General features: G+C 56.9%; 20 protein-coding genes and 4 tRNA genes. 17 read left to right on the plus strand and 7 right to left on the minus strand.

All coding sequences use genetic code 11. The features are described from left to right. Positions 1 to 6: 6 nt before the first annotated feature. The 6 genes from wecG to ACQG0S_RS00915 all read left to right on the plus strand — a co-directional run bounded on the left by wecG (position 7) and on the right by ACQG0S_RS00915 (position 2,880). Entirely contained in the window at positions 7 to 747 is a 741-nt protein-coding gene (wecG, locus tag ACQG0S_RS00890) for a lipopolysaccharide N-acetylmannosaminouronosyltransferase (RefSeq protein WP_023299039.1), read from the plus strand. Positions 748 to 943: 196 nt separating this feature from the next. After that, positions 944 to 2,329: a bifunctional threonine/serine APC transporter ThrP gene (gene thrP, locus ACQG0S_RS00895; protein WP_023305225.1), complete on the plus strand. Its 1,386-nt coding sequence runs from the start codon at positions 944 to 946 to the stop codon at positions 2,327 to 2,329. A 102-nt stretch (positions 2,330 to 2,431) separates the two neighbouring features. Continuing rightward, positions 2,432 to 2,508 (plus strand) — tRNA-Arg (locus ACQG0S_RS00900). A 67-nt stretch (positions 2,509 to 2,575) separates the two neighbouring features. After that, a tRNA-His gene (locus ACQG0S_RS00905) sits at positions 2,576 to 2,651 on the plus strand. A gap of 21 nt (positions 2,652 to 2,672) precedes the next feature. Further along, positions 2,673 to 2,759, plus strand: a tRNA-Leu gene (locus ACQG0S_RS00910). 44 nt (positions 2,760 to 2,803) lie between these two features. Continuing rightward, a tRNA-Pro gene (locus ACQG0S_RS00915) sits at positions 2,804 to 2,880 on the plus strand. Between the two features lie 539 nt (positions 2,881 to 3,419). On the opposite strand, the gene hemY is transcribed toward ACQG0S_RS00915, so the two are convergent. From hemY to hemC, 4 genes are read right to left on the minus strand one after another with little or no spacing between them, the layout of a single operon-like run. After that, on the minus strand, positions 3,420 to 4,619 hold the full coding sequence (gene hemY / locus ACQG0S_RS00920; RefSeq protein ID WP_032622057.1) for a protoheme IX biogenesis protein HemY: 1,200 nt from the start codon (positions 4,617 to 4,619) through the stop codon (positions 3,420 to 3,422). A 2-nt stretch (positions 4,620 to 4,621) separates the two neighbouring features. Then, a complete protein-coding gene (hemX, locus tag ACQG0S_RS00925; RefSeq protein ID WP_022646657.1) occupies positions 4,622 to 5,815 on the minus strand; it encodes a uroporphyrinogen-III C-methyltransferase in 1,194 nt (397 codons plus the stop codon). Positions 5,816 to 5,835: 20 nt separating this feature from the next. Further along, positions 5,836 to 6,576: a uroporphyrinogen-III synthase gene (gene hemD / locus ACQG0S_RS00930; protein WP_426749928.1), complete on the minus strand. Its 741-nt coding sequence runs from the start codon at positions 6,574 to 6,576 to the stop codon at positions 5,836 to 5,838. Beyond that, positions 6,573 to 7,514, minus strand: a complete 942-nt coding sequence (hemC, locus tag ACQG0S_RS00935; protein WP_038415042.1) for a hydroxymethylbilane synthase — start codon at positions 7,512 to 7,514, stop codon at positions 6,573 to 6,575. The genes hemD and hemC overlap by 4 nt, the downstream gene beginning before the upstream one ends. Positions 7,515 to 7,863: 349 nt before the next feature. Between hemC and cyaA the strand changes: the two genes are divergently transcribed. Beyond that, positions 7,864 to 10,407 (plus strand): class I adenylate cyclase, encoded by a 2,544-nt coding sequence (gene cyaA, locus ACQG0S_RS00940; protein WP_023299043.1) that lies wholly within the window; start codon positions 7,864 to 7,866, stop codon positions 10,405 to 10,407. A gap of 323 nt (positions 10,408 to 10,730) precedes the next feature. On the opposite strand, the gene cyaY is transcribed toward cyaA, so the two are convergent. Next, positions 10,731 to 11,051 (minus strand): iron donor protein CyaY, encoded by a 321-nt coding sequence (gene cyaY, locus ACQG0S_RS00945; protein ID WP_048965844.1) that lies wholly within the window; start codon positions 11,049 to 11,051, stop codon positions 10,731 to 10,733. A gap of 135 nt (positions 11,052 to 11,186) precedes the next feature. Between cyaY and lptM the strand changes: the two genes are divergently transcribed. From lptM to corA, 8 genes are all read left to right on the plus strand, one after another. Then, entirely contained in the window at positions 11,187 to 11,390 is a 204-nt protein-coding gene (gene lptM / locus ACQG0S_RS00950) for an LPS translocon maturation chaperone LptM (RefSeq protein WP_003860815.1), read from the plus strand. Positions 11,391 to 11,425: 35 nt separating this feature from the next. Then, a complete protein-coding gene (gene dapF, locus ACQG0S_RS00955) occupies positions 11,426 to 12,250 on the plus strand; it encodes a diaminopimelate epimerase (RefSeq protein WP_022646661.1) in 825 nt (274 codons plus the stop codon). Next, positions 12,247 to 12,954, plus strand: coding sequence for a DUF484 domain-containing protein (locus tag ACQG0S_RS00960; protein ID WP_023295731.1), 708 nt, complete (start codon positions 12,247 to 12,249; stop codon positions 12,952 to 12,954). The genes dapF and ACQG0S_RS00960 overlap by 4 nt, the downstream gene beginning before the upstream one ends. Further along, a complete protein-coding gene (gene xerC / locus ACQG0S_RS00965; RefSeq protein ID WP_022646663.1) occupies positions 12,951 to 13,853 on the plus strand; it encodes a tyrosine recombinase XerC in 903 nt (300 codons plus the stop codon). The genes ACQG0S_RS00960 and xerC overlap by 4 nt, the downstream gene beginning before the upstream one ends. Then, positions 13,853 to 14,569, plus strand: coding sequence for a 5-amino-6-(5-phospho-D-ribitylamino)uracil phosphatase YigB (yigB, locus tag ACQG0S_RS00970; RefSeq protein ID WP_022646664.1), 717 nt, complete (start codon positions 13,853 to 13,855; stop codon positions 14,567 to 14,569). The genes xerC and yigB overlap by 1 nt, the downstream gene beginning before the upstream one ends. A 79-nt stretch (positions 14,570 to 14,648) precedes the next feature. Further along, positions 14,649 to 16,811, plus strand: a complete 2,163-nt coding sequence (gene uvrD / locus ACQG0S_RS00975) for a DNA helicase II (protein ID WP_017383586.1) — start codon at positions 14,649 to 14,651, stop codon at positions 16,809 to 16,811. Positions 16,812 to 16,960: 149 nt separating this feature from the next. Further along, positions 16,961 to 17,017, plus strand: a complete 57-nt coding sequence (ysgD, locus tag ACQG0S_RS00980; RefSeq protein WP_212743980.1) for a YsgD/CorL family protein — start codon at positions 16,961 to 16,963, stop codon at positions 17,015 to 17,017. A gap of 150 nt (positions 17,018 to 17,167) precedes the next feature. After that, entirely contained in the window at positions 17,168 to 18,118 is a 951-nt protein-coding gene (corA, locus tag ACQG0S_RS00985; protein ID WP_003860807.1) for a magnesium/cobalt transporter CorA, read from the plus strand. Between the two features lie 43 nt (positions 18,119 to 18,161). On the opposite strand, the gene rarD is transcribed toward corA, so the two are convergent. Further along, positions 18,162 to 19,058, minus strand: coding sequence for an EamA family transporter RarD (gene rarD, locus ACQG0S_RS00990; RefSeq protein ID WP_032622061.1), 897 nt, complete (start codon positions 19,056 to 19,058; stop codon positions 18,162 to 18,164). A 51-nt stretch (positions 19,059 to 19,109) separates the two neighbouring features. Then, a complete protein-coding gene (gene yigI, locus ACQG0S_RS00995; RefSeq protein WP_006812366.1) occupies positions 19,110 to 19,577 on the minus strand; it encodes an acyl-CoA thioesterase YigI in 468 nt (155 codons plus the stop codon). Between the two features lie 160 nt (positions 19,578 to 19,737). Here yigI and pldA point away from each other — a divergent pair, with 160 nt between their 5' ends. Both pldA and recQ read left to right on the plus strand, forming a co-directional pair. Then, positions 19,738 to 20,607, plus strand: coding sequence for a phospholipase A (gene pldA / locus ACQG0S_RS01000; RefSeq protein WP_022646666.1), 870 nt, complete (start codon positions 19,738 to 19,740; stop codon positions 20,605 to 20,607). A 90-nt stretch (positions 20,608 to 20,697) separates the two neighbouring features. Further along, the gene (recQ, locus tag ACQG0S_RS01005) at positions 20,698 to 22,527 is read left to right on the plus strand and encodes an ATP-dependent DNA helicase RecQ (protein ID WP_048965845.1); all 1,830 of its coding nucleotides are present in this window, start codon (positions 20,698 to 20,700) and stop codon (positions 22,525 to 22,527) included. Positions 22,528 to 22,551 lie beyond the last annotated feature (24 nt).

Genomic DNA, 22,551 nt, shown 5'->3' on the forward strand with positions numbered 1-22,551 from the left:
ATTATCATGACGGATACAACTTCAGCCCCGCGTTATGCACTGCGCGGGCTACAGCTGATTGGCTGGCGTGACATGCAGCACGCGCTGGATTTTCTGTTCGCGGACGGGCAGATGAAGTCGGGCACGCTGGTGGCCATCAACGCAGAAAAAATGCTGGCGGTTGAAGATAATGCGGAAGTGAAAAGCCTGATTGAAGCCGCGGAGTTTAAATACGCAGACGGTATTAGCGTGGTACGTTCAATTCGTAAAAAGTTTCCAGACGCTAATGTGTCTCGCGTGGCGGGTGCTGACCTTTGGGAGCGGCTTATGGAGCGCGCAGGCGCTGAAGGCACGCCGGTATTTTTGATCGGCGGCAAGCCAGAGGTGCTGGCGCAAACCGAACAAAAGCTGCGTAACCAGTGGAATGTTAACATAGTGGGCAGCCAGGATGGCTATTTCAGGCCGGAAGATCGCCTGGCGTTATATGAGCGCGTGCGCGACAGCGGGGCGAAAATTGTCACTGTCGCTATGGGGTCGCCGCGCCAGGAAATACTGATGCGCGATTGCCGTCTGGTCAGCCCGGATGCGCTTTATATGGGCGTTGGCGGCACCTACGACGTCTTTACCGGCCACGTTAAGCGTGCGCCCAAAGTCTGGCAAAACCTGGGGCTGGAGTGGCTCTACCGCCTGCTCTCCCAACCGACGCGTATAAAACGACAGATTCGCCTTCTGCGCTACCTCGCCTGGCACTACACCGGGAAAATGTAATCAATATGCAGCGCGATCTGCTGTTCGCGCTGCAACGCCCCCGCAAAACTGCTGAGTTTATGTGCAATGCATTCATTTTTTTAATGCATTGTTTGCCATTTGCCAGAATTTAAGAAACCATTCGCTCCGTATTTCAGTACCCCTCAAAACAATACCCGGCAACAAGTCGGGAAACAGCAAACACAACCGAGGAATTATGGCAGAGAAAAAACCGGAGCTTCAGCGTGGGCTGGAAGCTCGACATATTGAACTGATCGCGCTGGGCGGGACTATCGGCGTTGGCCTGTTTATGGGCTCGGCAAGCACGCTGAAGTGGGCGGGGCCTTCCGTCCTGCTGGCGTATATTATTGCCGGACTGTTCGTCTTCTTCATCATGCGCTCAATGGGCGAAATGCTGTTCCTGGAGCCGGTGACGGGCTCTTTCGCCGTTTACGCCCACCGGTATATGAGCCCGTTCTTTGGTTATCTCACGGCCTGGTCGTACTGGTTTATGTGGATGGCCGTGGGGATTTCGGAGATCACCGCCATCGGGGTCTACGTGCAGTTCTGGTTCCCGGAGATGGCCCAGTGGATACCCGCGCTTATTGCCGTAGGGCTGGTGGCGCTGGCGAACCTTGCCGCCGTTCGTCTTTACGGCGAAATCGAGTTCTGGTTTGCGATGATCAAAGTCACCACCATCATCGTGATGATTGTCGTTGGCCTTGGGGTCATCTTCTTTGGCTTCGGTAACGGCGGGCACGCTATCGGTTTTGGTAACCTGACCGGGCACGGCGGCTTCTTTGCGGGCGGCTGGAAGGGCTTTCTGACGGCGCTCTGTATCGTTGTCGCCTCCTATCAGGGCGTTGAGCTGATCGGCATTACCGCAGGTGAGGCGAAAAACCCGCAGGTCACGCTGCGTAGCGCGGTAGGCAAGGTACTGTGGCGTATCCTGATTTTCTATGTGGGCGCGATCTTCGTTATCGTGACCATTTTCCCATGGAACGAGATCGGCACCACCGGCAGCCCGTTTGTCTTAACCTTCGCTAAGATTGGCATCACGGCGGCAGCCGCCATTATCAACTTTGTGGTGCTGACGGCGGCGCTCTCCGGCTGTAACAGCGGAATGTACAGTTGTGGGCGTATGCTTTACGCGCTCTCGCAAAACAAACAGCTGCCGGCGGTGATGGGTAAAGTCTCCCGCGTGGGTGTACCGGTGGCGGGCGTAGCGGTGTCGATTGTGATTCTGCTGATTGGCTCTTGCCTGAACTACATCATCCCGAATCCGCAGCGCGTGTTTGTTTATGTTTATAGCGCCAGCGTGCTGCCGGGGATGGTACCGTGGTTTGTCATTTTGATTAGCCAGCTGCGTTTCCGACAGGCGCACAAAGAAGCGATCGCCAGCCATCCATTCCGTTCCATTCTGTTCCCGTATGCGAACTATTTGACGATGGCGTTCCTGATTTGCGTATTAATTGGAATGTACTTTAATGAAGATACCCGCATGTCGCTGTTTGTCGGGATGATCTTCCTGGCTGCCGTCACAGCTGCTTATAAACTTTTTGGCCTGGGTCGCCGTGGCTCCGCCCATAAAGTGGAGGAATAAGCGGCAAAATGTGCAAACCATAACCAAACGCGCATTTTTTTCAAAAAAGCACTAGACAGCGGGGTCGGAGGTACGTAATATCCAGCCCCGCAACGGCGCTAAGCGCCCGTAGCTCAGCTGGATAGAGCGCTGCCCTCCGGAGGCAGAGGTCTCAGGTTCGAATCCTGTCGGGCGCGCCATTTTAGTCCCGGCGCTAGAGCTGCGGTGGTCTGAGAAGTAGTCAGAACCGCGTGAAAGAATACAGTGGTGGCTATAGCTCAGTTGGTAGAGCCCTGGATTGTGATTCCAGTTGTCGTGGGTTCGAATCCCATTAGCCACCCCATTATTGAAAGAGTTGTGAATTGCGAAGGTGGCGGAATTGGTAGACGCGCTAGCTTCAGGTGTTAGTGTTCTTACGGACGTGGGGGTTCAAGTCCCCCCCCTCGCACCACGACTTTTAATGAGTTGAACTAAAAATTCAAAAAAGCAGTACATCGGCGAGTAGCGCAGCTTGGTAGCGCAACTGGTTTGGGACCAGTGGGTCGGAGGTTCGAATCCTCTCTCGCCGACCAATTTTGAACCCCGCTTCGGCGGGGTTTTTTGTTTTCTGCGCTTTTTCATCCTGTAGCCATTCCCCGACAACACTCTATATCCTTGTCGCGATTCAGCGACATATAAGCCTTTAATAATAAAGAATTTATTATTTTCTCTCTTAACCTGTCTCCTGGTGACGACAGATTGCCGCCCTTAGCGCGAGTTTGTATGGCGTAAGGCGGCTCTTAGCAACATAATTTCCTTTTATCTTAAAATGTTGCGCGATGTAAAAGTTATGCGTGTAAACCTGGCACATTACATGCAATAATATGCGTGTAGATGCTCATTCCATCTCTTATGTTCGCCCTACGGCCTCATAAACTCAGGAATGACGCAGAGCCGTTTACGGTGCTTATCGTCCACTGACAGATGTCGCTTCGGCCTCATCAAACACCATGGACATAACGTTGAGTGAAGCACCAAATATGTTGTCTTACAGACCTGTTTTAACGCCTGCTTTTATAGCAGGCGTTTTTTTATGGGTACAAAAAAGGAGGCCATCTGGCCTCCTGGATAATTACTGCTGCGTTCCGTTATTGTGTAGCGTAAGCAGAAGCCCATCACGCCGCATGGCTGCGGCCTCTTCCGGCTTGTGCTGCTTGTCCAGCGAATCAGCAAGCCAGGCGTAATCAAATGCGTCCGGGCGTTGCTTCAGCGCTGCGCGGAAGGCGAGACTCGCCTCCTGCCACTCGCCGTGTTTCATCAAAGACTGGCCAAGCGTACTCCACAGCAGCGGACGATCGCCCACGGTTTTGATCTGCTGGCGCAGTGCTTTTTCTATTTGTTCCGGATTGTTGGTTTTCAGACGCGGGATGACCATCACCAGGCGGTCATCATACTGTCGCTTGAGACCGTCGAGAAGGATCTCCTGCGCGGTGTCATGGTCGTCACACTCAATCAGATGTTCTGCCATCGCCACCTGAAGGGGAACCTGCTGGCGCGTTTTGCGGCTCTGGTTTTTCCACCAGGTTTTCAGGCCGTCGCTGCCAAGATCGGCGCGCGCCTGATCCATCAGGCCAATCCAGGCCAGACGCTGAAGTTCATCACGATGTTCATCATCGCCCACGTCGGCTTTCGCCATGGAAGGGATAATGTCCAGCAGCGAACCCCAGGCACCGGTCCGAATGTATGCCTGCTCCGCAAGACGCAGCACTTCCGGATGACGAGGGGTAATTTCCAGCAGACGGTCAACGCCGTGACGTGCGGCATGGTTTTCATTGCGCGCCAGTTGCAGACGAACGCGGGTGATCTCAACCGGAATCGGATCCTTAGTTGAGAGCTCAGATGCGCGTTCAAGATGCTGATTGGCGCGGGCCTCATCGCCTCGCTGTTGCGCCGCCTCAGCGGCCAGCAGATAGTTAACAACCGGCTGTTCTGCATGGTCGGCATTTTTCGACATCAGCTTTTCAACCTGCTGATAGTCGCCTTCGGCCAGCTTCAGCAACGCTTGCTCGGTCTGCTTACGGGCGCGACGGCGCTTACGGCCAACGAACCAGCCGCGCGTGTGAACGCCGGTACGGAAAATCCGACGCAGGATCCATTCCACTGCCAGCAGGACGACCACACCCAGGATCAGGATGATCACCAGCCCTGTCACGCTGGTTTCGACGTTGTAGTTATCGGTCTGGATCAATACGTAACCCTGGTGACCCGCGAGCATCGGCCCCAGTACAATTCCGGCGATCAGCAGGATGAAGAGTAAGAAGACTTTTAGCATCATCACTCTCCTTGCGGCGCGCTTTCAGGCGCTGGCGCGGCGGCAGGTGCTTCAGCCGGGCGCTCTGCCGGAACGCCCGGCTGGGCCAGCAGGTTACGCACGCGCGTCTGCATGATCTTCTCCAGAATCGGCTGGCTTTCCAGCTTGTCCGGCACGTTCATGGTGATGTTTTGCTGGCTCAGCTTGTCGATATCCTCCAGGAACGCGGTCGTGGTTGCGTCATTGGTATCGTAGTAAGCACGTACCCAGGTTGAAACGTTATCCAGCGCCTGTTTGTAGGTCTCTTCCTGGTGACGTGGTACGGCCTGGGCAGCCACCAGCAGGCGGGAGCGAATGTTTTCGCGCAGATAGACATCCTGGTTCGGTGCCAGCAGCGGCACGGCAGTTTCATCGCGGCGGCGAATGGTAATAAAGCTGTCCATAAAGTTCTGCCAGCTCTTTTGCAGGTTGATACGCCATTCGCTCAGGGAGCTGGACAGCTCGGTGCCGTCAGAATCCATCGGAGAGTCATCGTCGTTGTTATCGGCCAGCTGAAGGTTATCAATCTGGTTGGAGAGCTGATTTACCTTAAGGATGATACCGTCGTAGTCGACCTGAGAAACCGCAGACAGGCTGGCGATATCTTCCGTAATAGCGCGGCGTGCGTTGATGAGGCTCGGATCGTTCATATCGGCCAGGCTTGCGTCGGCGCTTTTCAGCAGCGCGGCGGCGGTGGTGACATCCTGATCGCTCCAGAGCTTGCGCCCGGCCAGCTTCACCAGAAAATCGGCCTGTGAGAGCAGCCAGGTTTTGGCATCGGTTCCCGAAATCGTGGCGACTTTCTCCTGCACTTCGCTCAGCTGTTTGGTCAACTCTTCACGTTTGCTGTTCGCGTCGGCGAGGGCGGCAGCCTGCTGTTTGATCACGCCTTCCAGCTCAGCTTTTTGCGTCTCCTGCGCTTTCTGTAGGGCGGTGATTTGGTTAACCAGCGCGTCGCTGGTGGCCGTCTGGTTGGTGCCTTGTTTCTTCACCAGTCCGTAGAGACCCACGCCTGCGGCCAGCGCAATCGCGATGGCAATCACGCTCAGCGTGAGGCTGGTTTTATTGCTGCCGTTTTTCTTCTCAACGGTTTTGTCTGTCGTCTCTGGCTGTGACGTGGTGTCCACAGTCTCCCTGGTCTCTTCAACCACGGCGGAGGATTTTTCGTGTTCCGTCATTATGGCTTCCCATTTGAGAGTTATTGTAATGCGCGCAGCAGCGCATCGTTGTCGACGTTATCAGCGATCCGAATATCCTGCCAGCCCAGTTCCCGGGCGTGGTTCGCCAGACGCTCGCTGACGACCAGAAGCCGACAGCGGAGTAACCAGTTTTCGCGATACCAAAGCGGAATCAGCGACCAAAGCTGTTGTAACATTTCACCGCTGGTAACCACCAGCGTATTAATGCCGCGCGCGTGCCAGCGCATGGCTTCTTCCGCGCCATCATAGTGTTTCGCACAGCGCTGATAGCACTCCACAAACGTCACGTCTGCGCCGCGTTCGCGCAGCGTTTCGCCCAGCAGTTCGCGACCACCGTTGCCGCGCAAAATGAGCGCACGCTTTCCGGCAATAGTTTGTAATTCAGGTAATTGTAGCAAGACTTCGCTGATTTCCCGATCTAACGGGTAACGAACATCGATTCCGCTCGCGGTATGTAAGGCCAGCGCCGTGGTGCGCCCGATAGCGAAATAGCGGGGTGCGTGGGGCCAGTTAACGCCCTGCTGTTGTAGCTGCGCATGGGCAAATTCCACGGCATGCTGCGATAGCGCAAAGAGCAGATCACCTTCCTGCAAGGCACGCATCTGGTCAGCGAGCGTAGGCAGCTCGCGACCGGGGGAGAATTCAATCAACGGAAAACTCCAGGCCACCTGCCCCAGTGCGCGCAGACGGCTCACTAACTGCTCTCCTGCGGGAGAAGGGCGGGTGACAAGTATGCTCATGCAGGGGGCTCTCCGTTATAGACCTCAGCCAGAATTTCACGCGCGCCGTTACTCAGCAGCTCTTCCGCCAGCGATACGCCAAGCGCCTCGGCATCCTGCGGCTTGCCGCGACGTTCACCGCGAACCATCTGCGAGCCGTCCGGCGCGCCAACCAGCGCACGCAGCCACAGCTCACCGTCAGTTAATTCAGCATAGCTGCCAATTGGCACCTGACAGCCTCCTTCGAGGCGAGTATTCATCGCGCGCTCGGCTTTTACGCGAACGGCGGTATCGTCATGATTCAGCGGCGCGAGCAGTGCCTGAGTACGCGCATCATCCAGACGACACTCAATGCCGACGGCACCCTGGCCGACGGCGGGGAGCGACAGCTCCGGCGGCAACGCCACGCGAATACGTTCTTCCAGCCCCAGGCGTTTCAGGCCCGCAACCGCAAGAATAATGGCATCGTAGTCGCCGTTATCCAGCTTGCCAAGGCGTGTGCCGACGTTCCCGCGCAGCGAGCGAATCACCAGATCCGGACGACGTTCAGCCAGTTGACACTGGCGGCGTAAACTTGACGTGCCGACCACGCTGCCTGCCGGCAACGCATCAAGCGAGTCATAGCGATTAGAGACAAACGCATCGCGCGGATCCTCGCGCTCGCAGATGGTCACCAGCCCCAGCCCTTCCGGGAACTCAACGGGCACATCCTTCATCGAATGCACGGCGATATCGGCGCGGTTCTCAAGCAATGCCAGTTCCAGCTCTTTGACAAACAGACCCTTTCCGCCCACTTTGGCCAGCGGCGTATCAAGAATGACATCGCCACGCGTGACCATTGGCACCAGCTCAACGCGTAATCCGGTGTGGCAGGCTTCCAGGCGCTGCTTAACATAATGTGCCTGCCAGAGCGCAAGAGGACTTTGGCGTGTGGCAATTCTCAAAACATTGTCTAACATGCTTGTTACCGTCATTATCAATCGCTAACCATCCTAACATTGTTGACACTCGGATGGCAGTTTTACGGTTGATGAAGAGTGAGAGGGACAGGGCGGCGTTCGCGTCAGCCACCGCCGTATTCAGGAATTTACACGTACAGAACGGTGCTACACTTGTATGTAGCGCATCTTTCTTTACGGTCAACCGGCAAGGTGTTAAATTGATCACGTTTTAGACCATTTTTTCGTCTGTACCACCAGAAAACAACAAGGCGAAAAAGGGTAACGGTTATTTTTTGAAATACTGCGGGTCCGCTGCTTGTTCTGTTTTGACTGGCGTGCGACACCCGGAAACATCAGGCGATACGTCTTGTACCTCTATATTGAGACTCTGAAACAGAGACTGGATGCCATCAATCAATTGCGTGTGGATCGCGCGCTTGCTGCCATGGGCCCTGCTTTCCAGCAGGTATACAGTCTACTGCCGACATTGTTGCACTATCACCATCCGCTAATGCCGGGTTACCTCGATGGTAACGTTCCCCAGGGCATTTGCCTCTTCACGCCTGATGAAACCCAACAGCACTATCTGACTGAACTTGAGCTTTACCGTGGTATGCCGCCGCAGGTTTCGCCGAAAGGCGAGCTGCCGATTACCGGGGTTTACTCCATGGGCAGCACGTCATCGGTTGGGCAAAGTTGTTCTTCTGACCTGGATATCTGGGTCTGCCATCAGTCCTGGCTCGACAATGAAGAGCGCCAGCTGTTGCAGCGTAAATGCAGTCTGCTGGAGAGCTGGGCGGCGTCGCTCGGCGTGGAAGTGAGCTTCTTCCTGATTGATGAAAACCGTTTCCGCCATAACGAAAGCGGCAGTCTGGGTGGTGAAGACTGCGGCTCGACTCAGCATATTCTGTTGCTGGATGAGTTTTACCGTACAGCGGTTCGCCTGGCCGGAAAACGTATTCTGTGGAATATGGTGCCGTGCGATGAAGAAGAGAATTATGACGACTACGTCATGTCGCTTTACTCGCAGGGCGTACTGACGCCAAACGAGTGGCTGGATCTGGGCGGTCTGAGCTCCCTGTCCGCCGAAGAGTACTTTGGTGCAAGCCTCTGGCAGCTCTATAAGAGCATTGATTCACCGTACAAAGCGGTGCTGAAAACCCTGCTGCTGGAAGCCTACTCCTGGGAATACCCCACCCCGCGTCTGCTGGCGAAAGATATTAAGCAGCGTCTGCACGACGGGGAGATCGTCTCCTACGGGCTTGATGCCTACTGCATGATGCTGGAACGCGTCACCGAATACCTGACGGCCATTGATGACGCCACGCGTCTTGACCTGGTGCGTCGATGTTTCTATCTCAAAGTCTGTGAAAAACTGAGCCGCGAGCGCGCCTGCGTTGGCTGGCGCCGTGAAGTGGTCAGCCAGTTAGTCAAAGAGTGGGGATGGGACGAAGCGCGTCTCGCCATGCTCGACAACCGCGCCAACTGGAAAATCGATCAGGTGCGCGAGGCGCACAACGAGCTGCTTGATGCGATGATGCAGAGCTACCGCAACCTGATCCGCTTTGCCCGCCGTAACAACCTTAGCGTTTCTGCCAGCCCACAGGATATCGGGGTGCTGACCCGTAAACTGTACGCCGCGTTTGAAGCGTTGCCGGGCAAGGTAACGCTGGTGAACCCACAGATTTCGCCTGACCTGTCTGAACCGAATCTGACCTTTATCTACGTGCCGCCGGGCCGCGCGAACCGCACCGGGTGGTATCTGTACAACCGTGCGCCAAGCATGGATTCGATCATCAGCCATCAGCCGCTGGAGTATAACCGCTACCTTAACAAGCTGGTGGCCTGGGCCTGGTTTAACGGCCTTCTCACCTCACGCACCCGGTTGTTTATCAAGGGCAACGAGGTGGTCGATTTAGCCAAATTGCAGGAGATGGTGGCGGATGTCTCGCACCACTTCCCACTGCGTCTGCCTGCGCCGACGCCAAAAGCGCTCTACAGCCCGTGTGAGATTCGCCATCTGGCGATCATCGTCAACCTGGAATACGACCCGACGGCGGCCTTCCGCAATCAGGTGGTTCACTTTGACTTCCGTAAGCTGGACGTCTTTAGCTTCGGTGAGCAGCAAAACTGCCTGGTGGGCAGCGTGGATCTGCTGTACCGCAACTCGTGGAACGAAGTGCGTACCCTGCACTTTAACGGCGAGCAGGCGATGATCGAGGCGCTGAAAACGATCCTCGGCAAGATGCACCAGGACGCCGCGCCGCCGGACAGCGTGGAGGTGTTCTGCTACAGCCAGCACCTTCGCGGCCTGATTCGTACCCGCGTGCAGCAGCTGGTGTCTGAGTGCATCGAATTGCGTCTTTCCAGCACCCGGAATGAAACCGGACGCTTTAAAGCGCTGCGCGTCTCCGGCCAGACCTGGGGGCTGTTCTTTGAGCGCCTGAACGTGTCGGTGCAGAAGCTGGAGAACGCCATTGAATTCTACGGCGCGATTTCACACAACAAACTGCATGGCCTGTCGGTTCAGGTGGAAACCAACCACGTTAAGCTGCCGCAGGTGGTGGATGGCTTTGCGAGTGAAGGGATTATTCAGTTCTTCTTCGAGGAGTCGGGCGATAACGCCGGGTTTAATATCTACATTCTGGATGAAACCAACCGTGCCGAGGTGTATCACCACTGTGAAGGCAGCAAAGAGGAGCTGGTGCGCGACGTCAGCCGGTTCTATTCATCCTCGCACGATCGCTTTACCTACGGCTCAAGCTTTATCAACTTCAACCTGCCGCAGTTCTACCAGATTGTGAATGTGGATGGACGAGCGCAGGTGATCCCGTTCCGTACGCAGGCGATTACCCCTGCGGCGCCCGCTAACCAGGAAACTGCGCCGCTGTTGCAGCAGTATTTCTCCTGACCCTTTTCGCCGGGTGGCGCTAACGCTTACCCGGCCTACGGTCCGAGCTGCTGTTGCCGGGTGGCGCTAACGCTTACCCGGCCTACGGTCCGAGCTGCTGTTGCCGGGTGGCGCTAACGCTTACCCGGCCTACGGTCCGAGCTGCTGTTGCGGTTGGCGCTAACGCTTACCCGGCCTACGGTCCGAGCTGCTGTTGCGGTTGGCGCTCACGCTTACCCGGCCTACGGTCCGAGCTGCTGTTGCGGTTGGCGCTAACGCTTACCCGGACTATGGTTCGAGCCGTAGTAGGCCCGGTAAGGCGTAGCCGCCACCGGGCAACAAAACTACCTGAAACTCACGTCCTCGCCCGCCTGCGCCGTCGCCGCCTGCTCCAGCAGATCCCAGAACGTTTCGCCGCTGCGGTCGCAGATCCACTCGTCACCTTTCAGATCAAAGTGATAACCGCCCTGTTTCGCCGCCAGCCACACCTGGTGAAGCGGCTCCTGACGGTTAATAATAATCTTGCTGCCGTTTTCGAAGCTTAAGGTCAGGATCCCGCCGTTGATTTCACAATCGATATCGCTGTCGCCGTCCCACTCGTCGATACGCTCTTCGACGGTCATCCACAGGGTATCGGCAAGGCGATGAAATTCACTGTCGTTCATGGTTTTATTCCTATTTTTCGTGATGGCGGCAGTATAACGCTAAATAATTCCCGTTGCAGGAAAGCGGCAAACTCTTGCTTTTGTGTCTTCTCCTGCGATGATAGAAACAGATTTGAACTTACGGGCAACCTCTACATGAAAAACGTCTTCCGAACGCTTGTCGTTCTTGTCACTCTGTTTAGCCTGACCGGCTGTGGACTGAAGGGACCACTGTACTTCCCGCCAGAGGATAAAAACGCACCACCGCCGACAAAACCAGTGCAAAGTGGTATCGAGTCATCTACGCCGGATACCAACGATCGCGGCAATAACGGCGGCCCGACTCAGGTCAATCTCTGACGATTACGTTCTGTACCCGCGCAATGGAGCAAATGATGCAGTTCTCTAAAATGCATGGCCTTGGCAACGACTTTATGGTCGTCGACGCGGTAACGCAGAATGTCTTTTTCTCCCCGGAACTGATCCGTCGTCTGGCGGATCGGCACGTGGGCGTGGGGTTTGACCAGCTGCTGGTGGTGGAGCCGCCTTACGATCCTGACCTGGACTTCCACTATCGCATTTTTAACGCCGACGGCAGCGAAGTTTCCCAGTGCGGCAATGGCGCACGCTGTTTTGCCCGCTTTGTTCGGCTGAAAGGGCTGACCAACAAGCGCGATATCCGCGTCAGCACCGCCAATGGCCGGATGGTGCTCAGCGTCACCGACGACGAACTGGTGCGCGTGAACATGGGCGAGCCGAACTTCGAACCCTCTGCCGTGCCGTTTCGCGCCAACAAAGCGGAAAAGACCTATATTATGCGTGCCGCCGAGCAGACAGTATTGTGCGGCGTCGTCTCGATGGGTAACCCGCACTGCGTGATTCAGGTAGATGATGTCCAAACCGCGGCGGTTGAAACGCTCGGCCCGGTGCTGGAAAGCCACGAGCGCTTCCCGGAGCGGGCGAACATCGGTTTCATGCAGGTGGTGAAGCGTGAACACATTCGCCTGCGGGTTTACGAGCGCGGCGCGGGCGAAACCCAGGCCTGCGGAAGCGGTGCCTGTGCGGCGGTGGCCGTCGGTATCTCACAGGGGTTACTGGCGGAAGAGGTTCGCGTGGAATTACCGGGCGGGCGTCTTGATATCGCCTGGAAAGGAGCGGGTCATCCACTGTACATGACTGGCCCGGCGACACATGTTTATGACGGGTTTATCCATCTATGAAGCAACCAGGGGAAGAACTGCGGGAACCTGTAACGGAGCTGGACGACAGCGCTGTTGTGGATTACCTGCTGCACAATCCTGAGTTTTTTATCCGCAATGCACGCGTCGTCGAAAGGATGCGCGTACCGCATCCGGTTCGCGAGACCGTGTCGCTGGTTGAATGGCACATGGCGCGCTCGCGCAACCACATCAATCAGCTCGAAGAGAACATGACGCTGCTGATGGAGCAGGCCAGCAATAACGAAAGCCTGTTCTATCGTCTTCTGCACCTTCAGGCGCGTCTGGCTTCCGCGCACAGTCTCGAAGAGTTCCTCAACCGCTTCCATCGCTGGGCGCGCGAGCTGGGGCTGGCAGGCGCGACGATCCGTCTCTTCCCTGACCGCTGGCGCATTGGCGCGCCGTCCGGGTTTACCCATCTGGCGCTCAGCCGTCAGGCGTTTGAGCCGCTGCGCATTCAGCGTCTGGGCCATGAGCACCACTATCTGGGGCCGCTTAACGGGCCAGAACTGCTGGTGGTGCTGCCGGAAGCCAAAGCTATCGGCTCGGTGGCGATGTCGCTGATGGGGCGCGATGGTGACCTGGGTGTGATGTTATTTACCAGCCGCGACGCGCATCACTATGAACAGGGGCAGGGTACGCAACTGTTGCAGGAGATCGCCCTGATGCTGCCTGAGCTGCTGGAGCGCTGGATTGAGCGCGTATGACGGACGGACTGCTCGCCACTGACGTCACCCGTTTTCTGCGCTATCTTGGCGTAGAACGCCAGCTTAGCCCTATTACGCTGCTCAACTATCAGCGTCAGCTTGATGCCATCATGCAGATTGCCGATGAAATCGGTCTTAAAAGCTGGCAACAATGTGACGCCGCCACGGTTCGCGGCTTCGTTGTGCGTAGCCGTAAAAAAAACTTAAGCCCGGCGAGCCTGGCGCTCCGGCTCTCTGCCCTGCGCAGTTTCTTCGACTGGCTGGTCAGCCAGGGCGGTCTGAAAGCCAACCCGGCAAAAGGGATCGCCACGCCAAAGGCCCCGCGTCATCTGCCGAAAAATATCGACGTCGACGACGTAAACCGCCTGCTGGATATCGATCTTAACGATCCGCTGGCCGTGCGCGACCGCGCGATGCTGGAGGTGATGTACGGCGCGGGCCTGCGTCTCTCTGAGCTGGTGAACCTCGACTTAAAGCACCTCGATCTGGAATCTGGCGAAGTGTGGGTGATGGGCAAGGGCAGCAAAGAGCGCCGCCTGCCGATCGGCCGCAATGCGGTCTCCTGGATTGAGCACTGGCTGGATCTGCGCGGTCTGTTTGGCGCGGAAGAGGATGCGCTGTTCCTGTCGAAGCTCGGCAAGCGGATCTCGGCGCGTAACGTGCAGAAGCGCTTTGCGGAGTGGGGCATTAAGCAGGGGCTGAACAGCCACGTTCACCCGCATAAGCTGCGCCACTCTTTTGCGACGCACATGCTGGAATCAAGCGGCGACCTGCGCGGCGTACAGGAGCTGCTTGGTCACGCGAATCTGTCGACCACCCAAATCTATACCCACTTAGACTTCCAACACCTTGCCTCGGTGTATGACGCGGCGCATCCACGCGCCAAACGGGGGAAATAATGCGTTTTTACCGCCCACTCGGTCAGATCTCAGCCCTGACGTTTGATCTTGATGACACCCTTTACGACAACCGCCCAGTGATCCTGCGTACCGAGCAGGAGTCGCTGGCGTTTGTGCAAAACTACCATCCTGCGCTGAAAGCGATCCAGAACAAAGAGTTCCAGAAGCTGCGTCAGTCCCTGCGGGAAACCGAGCCGGAAATTTATCATGACGTGACCGAATGGCGCCGCCGTGCGGTTGAACAGGCGATGCTCAATGCCGGCCTGAGCGCGCAGGACGCGGCCATGGGTGCTGAAGCGGCCATGGAAAACTTCGCCAAATGGCGCAGCCGAATCGACGTGCCGCAGGAGACCCACGACACGCTGGCGAAGCTCGCCGAAAAGTGGCCGCTGGTCGCCATTACCAACGGCAACGCTCAGCCTGAACTGTTTGGTCTGGGGAACTATTTTCAGTTCGTGCTGCGCGCGGGCCCGCACGGACGCTCGAAGCCGTTCAACGATATGTATCATCTGGCGGCGGAAAAACTGGATTTGCCGCTCGGTGAGATCCTGCACGTGGGCGACGACCTGACCACGGACGTCGCCGGGGCGATCCGCTGCGGCATGCAGGCCTGCTGGATCAAGCCGGAAAATGCCGATCTGATGACTACCCCGGATAGCCGTCTTCTGCCGCACGTGGAAATTTCACGGTTGGCATCCCTCACGACGCTGATATAATCATCAATTGTTCTGTATAAATTAACAGGGTTTTGGCGAATGGAAACATTTGCCCGCCCGACATGACGTGACGGTGCCAATGGACGTTTCTTACCTGCTCGACAGCCTTAATGACAAACAGCGTGACGCGGTTGCCGCCTCGCGTACAAACCTGCTGGTACTGGCTGGAGCGGGCAGTGGTAAGACGCGCGTGCTGGTTCACCGTATCGCCTGGCTACAGAGCGTGGAGAACTGCTCGCCGTACTCGATTATGGCCGTGACGTTCACCAACAAGGCGGCGGCGGAGATGCGCCACCGTATCGCACAGCTAATGGGCACCAGCCAGGGCGGCATGTGGGTTGGCACCTTCCACGGCCTGGCGCACCGTCTGCTGCGCGCGCACCATATGGACGCTAACCTGCCGCAGGATTTCCAGATCCTCGACAGCGAAGATCAGCTGCGCTTACTGAAACGTCTGATCAAGGCGATGAACCTCGACGAGAAGCAGTGGCCGCCGCGTCAGGCGATGTGGTACATCAACGGTCAGAAAGACGAAGGGCTGCGTCCGCACCACATTCAAAGCTTCGGTAACCCGGTTGAGCAGACCTGGCAGAACGTCTACAAGGCCTATCAGGAAGCGTGCGATCGCGCCGGTCTGGTGGATTTCGCCGAACTGCTGCTTCGCGCCCACGAGCTGTGGCTGAACAAACCACATATCCTGCAACACTACCGTGAACGCTTCACCAACATTCTGGTGGACGAATTCCAGGATACCAACAACATTCAGTACGCGTGGATCCGCCTGCTGGCCGGGGATACCGGCAAGGTGATGATCGTGGGCGATGACGACCAGTCTATCTACGGCTGGCGCGGCGCGCAGGTGGAGAACATCCAGCGCTTTCTCAACGATTTCCCCGGCGCGCAAACCATCCGTCTGGAGCAGAACTACCGTTCTACCAGCAACATACTGAGCGCGGCCAACGCCCTGATTGAGAACAACAACGGGCGACTGGGTAAAAAGCTGTGGACCGATGGCGTCGACGGCGAACCGATTTCGATTTACTGCGCCTTCAACGAGCTCGACGAAGCCCGCTTCGTGGTGAACCGCATTAAAACCTGGCAGGAGAACGGCGGTGCGCTGGAGCAGTGTGCCATTCTCTATCGCAGCAACGCCCAGTCGCGCGTGCTGGAAGAGGCGCTGTTACAGGTGAGCATGCCGTACCGCATTTATGGCGGTATGCGCTTCTTCGAACGTCAGGAGATCAAAGATGCGCTCTCGTATTTGCGTCTGATTGCCAACCGTAACGACGATGCGGCGTTTGAGCGCGTGGTGAACACGCCGACGCGCGGCATCGGCGATCGTACGCTGGACGTGGTGCGTCAGGCCTCGCGCGATCGTCAGCTCACGCTATGGCAGGCATGCCGCGAGCTGTTACAGGAAAAAGCCCTCGCCGGACGCGCCGCCAGCGCATTGCAGCGCTTCCTGGAGTTAATCGACGCGCTGGCGCAGGAAACGGCCGACATGCCGCTGCACGTCCAGACCGACCGGGTGATCAAAGATTCCGGCCTGCGCACCATGTACGAGCAGGAAAAAGGCGAGAAGGGCCAGACCCGTATTGAGAACTTAGAGGAGCTGGTGACGGCAACGCGCCAGTTCAGCTACAACGAAGAAGACGAAGACCTGATGCCGTTGCAGGCATTCCTCTCTCACGCCGCACTGGAGGCGGGTGAAGGGCAGGCCGATACCTGGCAGGATGCGGTTCAGCTGATGACCCTGCACTCCGCGAAAGGTCTGGAGTTCCCGCAGGTGTTCATCGTCGGGATGGAAGAGGGGATGTTCCCGAGCCAGATGTCGCTGGATGAAGGCGGGCGTCTGGAAGAGGAGCGTCGTCTGGCCTACGTGGGTGTGACCCGTGCGATGCAGAAACTGACCCTGACCTACGCGGAAACCCGCCGCCTGTACGGGAAAGAAGTGTATCACCGTCCGTCGCGCTTTATCGGCGAACTGCCGGAAGAGTGTGTGGAAGAGGTGCGCCTGCGCGCCAGCATCAGCCGTCCGGTCAGTCATCAGCGTATGGGCTCGCCAATCTCTGAAACCGATACCGGTTACAAGCTGGGCCAGCGCGTGCGCCACTCGAAGTTTGGCGAAGGCACCATCGTCAATCTGGAAGGCAGCGGCGAGCACAGCCGTTTGCAGGTAGCGTTTCAGGGGCAGGGGATCAAATGGCTGGTGGCAGCCTATGCCAAGCTGGAAAGTGTGTAACTTTCAGAAAAATATCACTATTTTGTAATAATCTGCTAGCCTTATACGTTGAAGGTCAATTAATGCCCTTCAGCGTTCCGTTGCGTGTTGACGCCACAGTTATTGCTGGCGTAACATGCGCGCACGATTACGCTAAGAGGACATTCGCCTTGGACACACCCAGTAGATACTGGCTCAATTCCCTGTCATCCAGGAACAACTCCTAAGGCTATCTCCTCTTGCTGATGGCCTTAGTGGTTGTCAGCGACTGCATCATTCCCGTCGCGCTGAGTCAGGCTGTTTAATGGTCTGAAACCCAATTTGTTTCTGTGTGCCCACCGAACTGTCCGATATTTTTTGCATTGGGAGTCCCGGTCATGTTGAGCGCATTTCAACTCGAAAATAACCGACTGACTCGGCTTGAAGCCGAAGAGTCACAGCCCCTCATTGATGCCGTATGGGTGGATCTGGTCGAGCCGGACGACGATGAGCGCCTTCGCGTACAATCTGAACTGGGGCAAAGCCTGGCGACACGCCCGGAACTGGAAGACATCGAAGCATCTGCCCGTTTTTTTGAAGACGAAGACGGCCTGCACATTCACTCCTTCTTCTTCTTCGAAGATGCCGAAGACCACGCGGGGAACTCCACCGTGGCGTTTACCATCCGCGATGGCCGCCTGTTCACCCTGCGCGAGCGCGAACTGCCTGCGTTTCGTCTCTACCGCATGCGCGCCCGCAGCCAGGCGATGATGGACGGTAACGCCTATGAGCTGCTGCTGGATCTGTTCGAAACCAAAATCGAACAGCTGGCGGATGAAATCGAAAACATCTACAGCGACCTGGAAAAGCTGAGCCGCGTGATCATGGAAGGCCATCAGGGCGATGAGTACGACGAAGCGTTGTCCACGCTTGCAGAGCTGGAAGATATCGGCTGGAAGGTGCGTTTGTGTCTGATGGATACCCAGCGCGCGCTGAACTTCCTGGTGCGCAAGGCGCGTCTGCCGGGCGGTCAGCTGGAGCAGGCGCGTGAGATCTTACGCGATATCGAATCCCTGCTGCCGCACAACGAATCCCTGTTCCAGAAGGTCAACTTCCTGATGCAGGCGGCAATGGGCTTTATCAACATCGAGCAGAACCGCATCATCAAGATCTTCTCGGTGGTTTCCGTGGTGTTCCTGCCGCCGACGCTGGTGGCATCCAGCTACGGGATGAACTTTGAGTTTATGCCGGAGCTGAAGTGGAGCTTTGGCTACCCGGGGGCGATTATCTTTATGATCCTCGCCGGGCTGGCGCCGTACCTGTACTTCAAGCGGAAGAACTGGTTGTAAAAATCAGGCGGGTGGCGCTGCGCTTACCCGCCCTACAAAGCACCTAAATTCCTCTGCGAGTCCTGCGCTGGGTATAAATTGCATCCGCAACGAAAATTGCCAGCGCCACCCAGATAAAGGCAAACGTCACCATCTTATCCGCACCCGGCACCTCGCCGTAAAACACCACCGCCAGCAGGAACATCAGCGTCGGGCCGATGTACTGGAAGAAGCCAAGCGTCGAGAGACGCAGACGCGTTGCCGCGCCGGTGAAGCACAGCAGGGGAATCGTCGTGACCACGCCCGCCGCCATCAGCATCAGGTTCAGCGACCATGGGTTGCTGCCCATGTGGCTGGTGGCGCTGTCGGCAATACCGAACAGGTAGATCGCGGCGACAGGCAGCAGCCACAGGGTTTCAAACAGCATTCCCGTCTGCGCTTCCACGGCGATTTTTTTACGCACCAGGCCGTAGAAGGCAAAGCTGAACGCCAGCCCCAGGGCGATAACCGGCAGTGAACCGAAGGTCCACAGCTGCACCAGCACGCCGCAGAAGGCCAGAATCACTGCCACCCACTGCATCCGGCGGAAACGTTCGCCGAGGAAAATCATCCCCAGCACGATGTTCACCAGCGGGTTAATGAAGTAGCCCAGGCTGGCTTCGAGCATGTGATGGTTATTCACCGCCCAGATAAACAGCAGCCAGTTTCCGCCAATCAGCACCGCAGAGAGGGCAAGCAGGAAGACCTTCTTCGGGGTTTTCAGTAGCGTTTTGACGCCTGACCACTGACGGCTGATGCTCATCAGCGCAATCATAAAGAAAAACGACCAGATGACGCGGTGAGTGAGGATCTCGTCCGCCGGGACATAGGCGATAAGCTTGAAGTACGCCGGCGCGATACCCCAAATAAAATAAGCGGCAAGAGCGAGTAAAACGCCCTGCCGCGTCTGTTTAGCATCCATCGGGAAAATCCGTTACAAAAAAGTGAAGTAATTTTACCCGAATTTGCCGTCTCAACCCACCATATAAGTAGCGGTTGCGCTGGCGATATAAACCTGCTCCTCGTTATGCAGCTCAACGCGGGCGACGGCAACTTTATTCCCGGCGCGCAGCAGGCTGCTGGTGCAGGTGAAGCGGTTTCCGCGTCCCGGTCGCAGATAGTCGACGCGTAAATCGATGGTGCCCATGCGCGACAGGCGCTGGCGTAACTCATCTTCGTTGATGGTGTCATGGCGCGTCAGCGTGCTGCCCACACACACCAGACCGGCCGCCACGTCCAGCGCAGAGGCAATCACTCCGCCGTGCAAAATGCTTTGCGCCCAGTTACCGACCATCATTGGCTGATTATTGAAACTCAGCTGAGCGAAGTCTTTTTCGTATCGCTCCAGCTCAAGACCCAGTGCACGGTTGAATGGCATGTGGTACACAAAAATCTCGCCCACGAGCTTTAAGGTTTCTTCGGCGGTGAGTGTGGCTGACATCTGACGTGGCATCCTTGTTGTTAACAAAATGTTGATTTTATGCTTCAGGATAAAGGAATGCCACTTTAAGAAACGAGGAAGCGGAAGTTATCGCAGAAGTCTGTAGAATGCCCGGACAAAACTATTCATTAAATGTCACAATTTCAGGAGAACACCACCGATGCGGACGTATCTGGGTTGGTTACTGGCGGCGGTTGCGCTGCCCCTCACAGCATATGCGCAGGAAGCGACGATCAAAGAAGTGCATGATAAACCTGCCGTTCAGGGCAGCATCATCGCCAATATGCTTCAGGAGCATGACAATCCGTTCACGCTCTACCCCTATGACACAAACTACGTGATCTATACCCAGACCAGCGATCTCAACAAAGAGGCGATAAGTTCCTATAACTGGTCTGACAATGCGCGTAAAGATGAGGTGAAGTTCCAGCTCAGCCTGGCCTTCCCGTTATGGCGCGGCATCCTGGGGCCGAACTCGGTGCTTGGTGCATCTTACACGCAGAAGTCATGGTGGCAGCTCTCCAACAGCGGGGAATCTTCACCGTTCCGCGAAACCAACTATGAACCGCAGCTGTTCCTCGGTTTCGCCACTGATTATGAGTTTGCAGGCTGGACGCTGCGCGACGTGGAGGTGGGCTATAACCACGATTCCAACGGTCGTTCCGACCCAACCTCACGCAGCTGGAATCGCGTCTATACGCGTCTGATGGCGCAGAACGGCAATTTCATGGTGGAAGTGAAGCCGTGGTACGTGGTGGGCAGCACCGATGACAACCCGGATATCACCAAATACATGGGCTATTATCAGCTTAAAGTGGGCTATCAGCTGGGTGACGCGGTGCTGAGCGCCAAAGGGCAGTACAACTGGAATACCGGCTACGGCGGCGCAGAGCTGGGCCTGAGCTACCCGGTGACGAAACACGTTCGTCTCTATACCCAGGTGTATAGCGGTTATGGCGAATCGCTGATCGACTATAACTTCAACCAGACCCGCGTTGGTGTGGGCGTCATGCTGAACGATATTTTCTAAGCTGCTCGAATGTTTTTGCGTTAAACGTTGAAGTTTCTCTCTCAGGCGCTGAAAATAGCGCCTGTTTCATTTCTGGCATATGGGGTTAACGTGGCGCAGGCGGAAGTATTGAATCAGGAATCGCTGGCTAAACAGGTTTTGCATGAAACCTTTGGCTACCAGCAGTTCCGTCCTGGCCAGGAAACCATCATTGAAACCGTGCTGGAAGGCCGCGATTGCCTGGTGGTCATGCCGACCGGCGGCGGAAAATCGCTCTGCTATCAGGTGCCCGCGCTGGTACTTAATGGCCTGACGGTTGTGGTCTCCCCCCTTATTTCCCTGATGAAAGACCAGGTCGACCAGCTGCTTGCCAACGGCGTGGCGGCGGCCTGTCTTAACTCGACGCAAACCCGCGAGCAGCAGCAAGAGGTGATGGCCGGGTGCCGCACCGGGCAGATCCGCCTGCTGTATATCGCGCCAGAGCGCCTGATGCTGGACAACTTCCTCGACCACCTGGCGCACTGGAACCCGGTGCTGCTGGCGGTGGATGAAGCGCACTGTATCTCCCAGTGGGGGCACGATTTCCGCCCGGAATATGCCGCCCTCGGCCAGCTGCGTCAGCGCTTCCCTGAGCTGCCGTTTATGGCGCTTACCGCCACGGCGGATGACACCACGCGTCAGGACATCGTTCGCCTGCTGGGGCTGAAAGACCCCTATATTCAGGTCAGCAGCTTCGACCGGCCGAACATCCGCTATATGCTGATGGAAAAATTCAAGCCGCTGGATCAGCTCCTGCGCTACGTGCAGGAGCAGCGCGGCAAGTCCGGCATCATCTACTGCAACAGCCGCGCGAAGGTGGAAGACACCGCTGCGCGTCTGCAAAATCGCGGCTTTAGCGCGGCGGCATACCATGCCGGGTTAGAAAACCACATCCGCGCCGACGTACAGGAAAAATTCCAGCGCGACGACCTGCAAATCGTGGTCGCAACGGTGGCGTTCGGGATGGGGATCAACAAGCCCAACGTGCGCTTTGTGGTGCACTTTGATATCCCGCGCAATATCGAATCCTATTATCAGGAAACCGGCCGCGCCGGGCGTGATGGCCTGCCTGCGGAAGCGATGCTGTTTTACGATCCGGCGGATATGGCGTGGCTGCGCCGCTGTCTCGAGGAGAAACCGCAGGGGCAGTTGCAGGATATCGAACGCCACAAGCTTAATGCGATGGGTGCCTTCGCCGAAGCGCAAACCTGCCGCCGTCTGGTGCTGCTCAACTACTTTGGTGAAGGGCGTCAGGCGCCGTGCGGCAACTGCGATATCTGCCTCGACCCGCCGAAGCAGTACGACGGTCTGATGGACGCGCGCAAAGCGCTCTCGACTATCGGACGCGTGAACCAGCGCTTTGGGATGGGCTACGTCGTCGAAGTGCTGCGTGGGGCTAACAACCAGCGTATCCGCGACATGGGTCACGACAAGCTGCCGGTTTACGGCATCGGGAAAGACCAGAGCCATGAGCACTGGGTGAGTATCATCCGCCAGCTGATCCATCTCGGCTTTGCCACGCAAAATATTGCCCAGCACTCTGCGCTTCAGCTTACCGAAGCGGCGCGACCGGTCCTGCGCGGTGAGGTTGAACTGAAGCTCGCCGTTCCGCGCGTCGTCGCCCTGAAGCCGCGCGTGATGCAGAAATCCTACGGCGGCAACTACGATCGCAAGCTGTTCGCCAAGCTGCGCAAGCTGCGTAAAGCCATTGCCGATGAAGAGAACATCCCGCCATACGTGGTGTTCAATGACGCGACGCTGATCGAGATGGCCGAGCAAATGCCACTCAGCGCCAGCGAGATGCTCAGCGTCAACGGCGTCGGCACGCGCAAACTGGAGCGCTTTGGTAAAGAGTTTATGGCGCTTATCCGTTCCCACGCTGATGGTGAGGATGAGGAGTAGTCAGCCGGGCGAAAAAGTGCCAGG

Origin of the sequence: Enterobacter cloacae complex sp. 418I7 (genome assembly GCF_050030705.1) — a bacterium.
In the GTDB taxonomy this organism is placed as follows: Bacteria; Pseudomonadota; Gammaproteobacteria; order Enterobacterales; family Enterobacteriaceae; genus Enterobacter; species Enterobacter intestinihominis.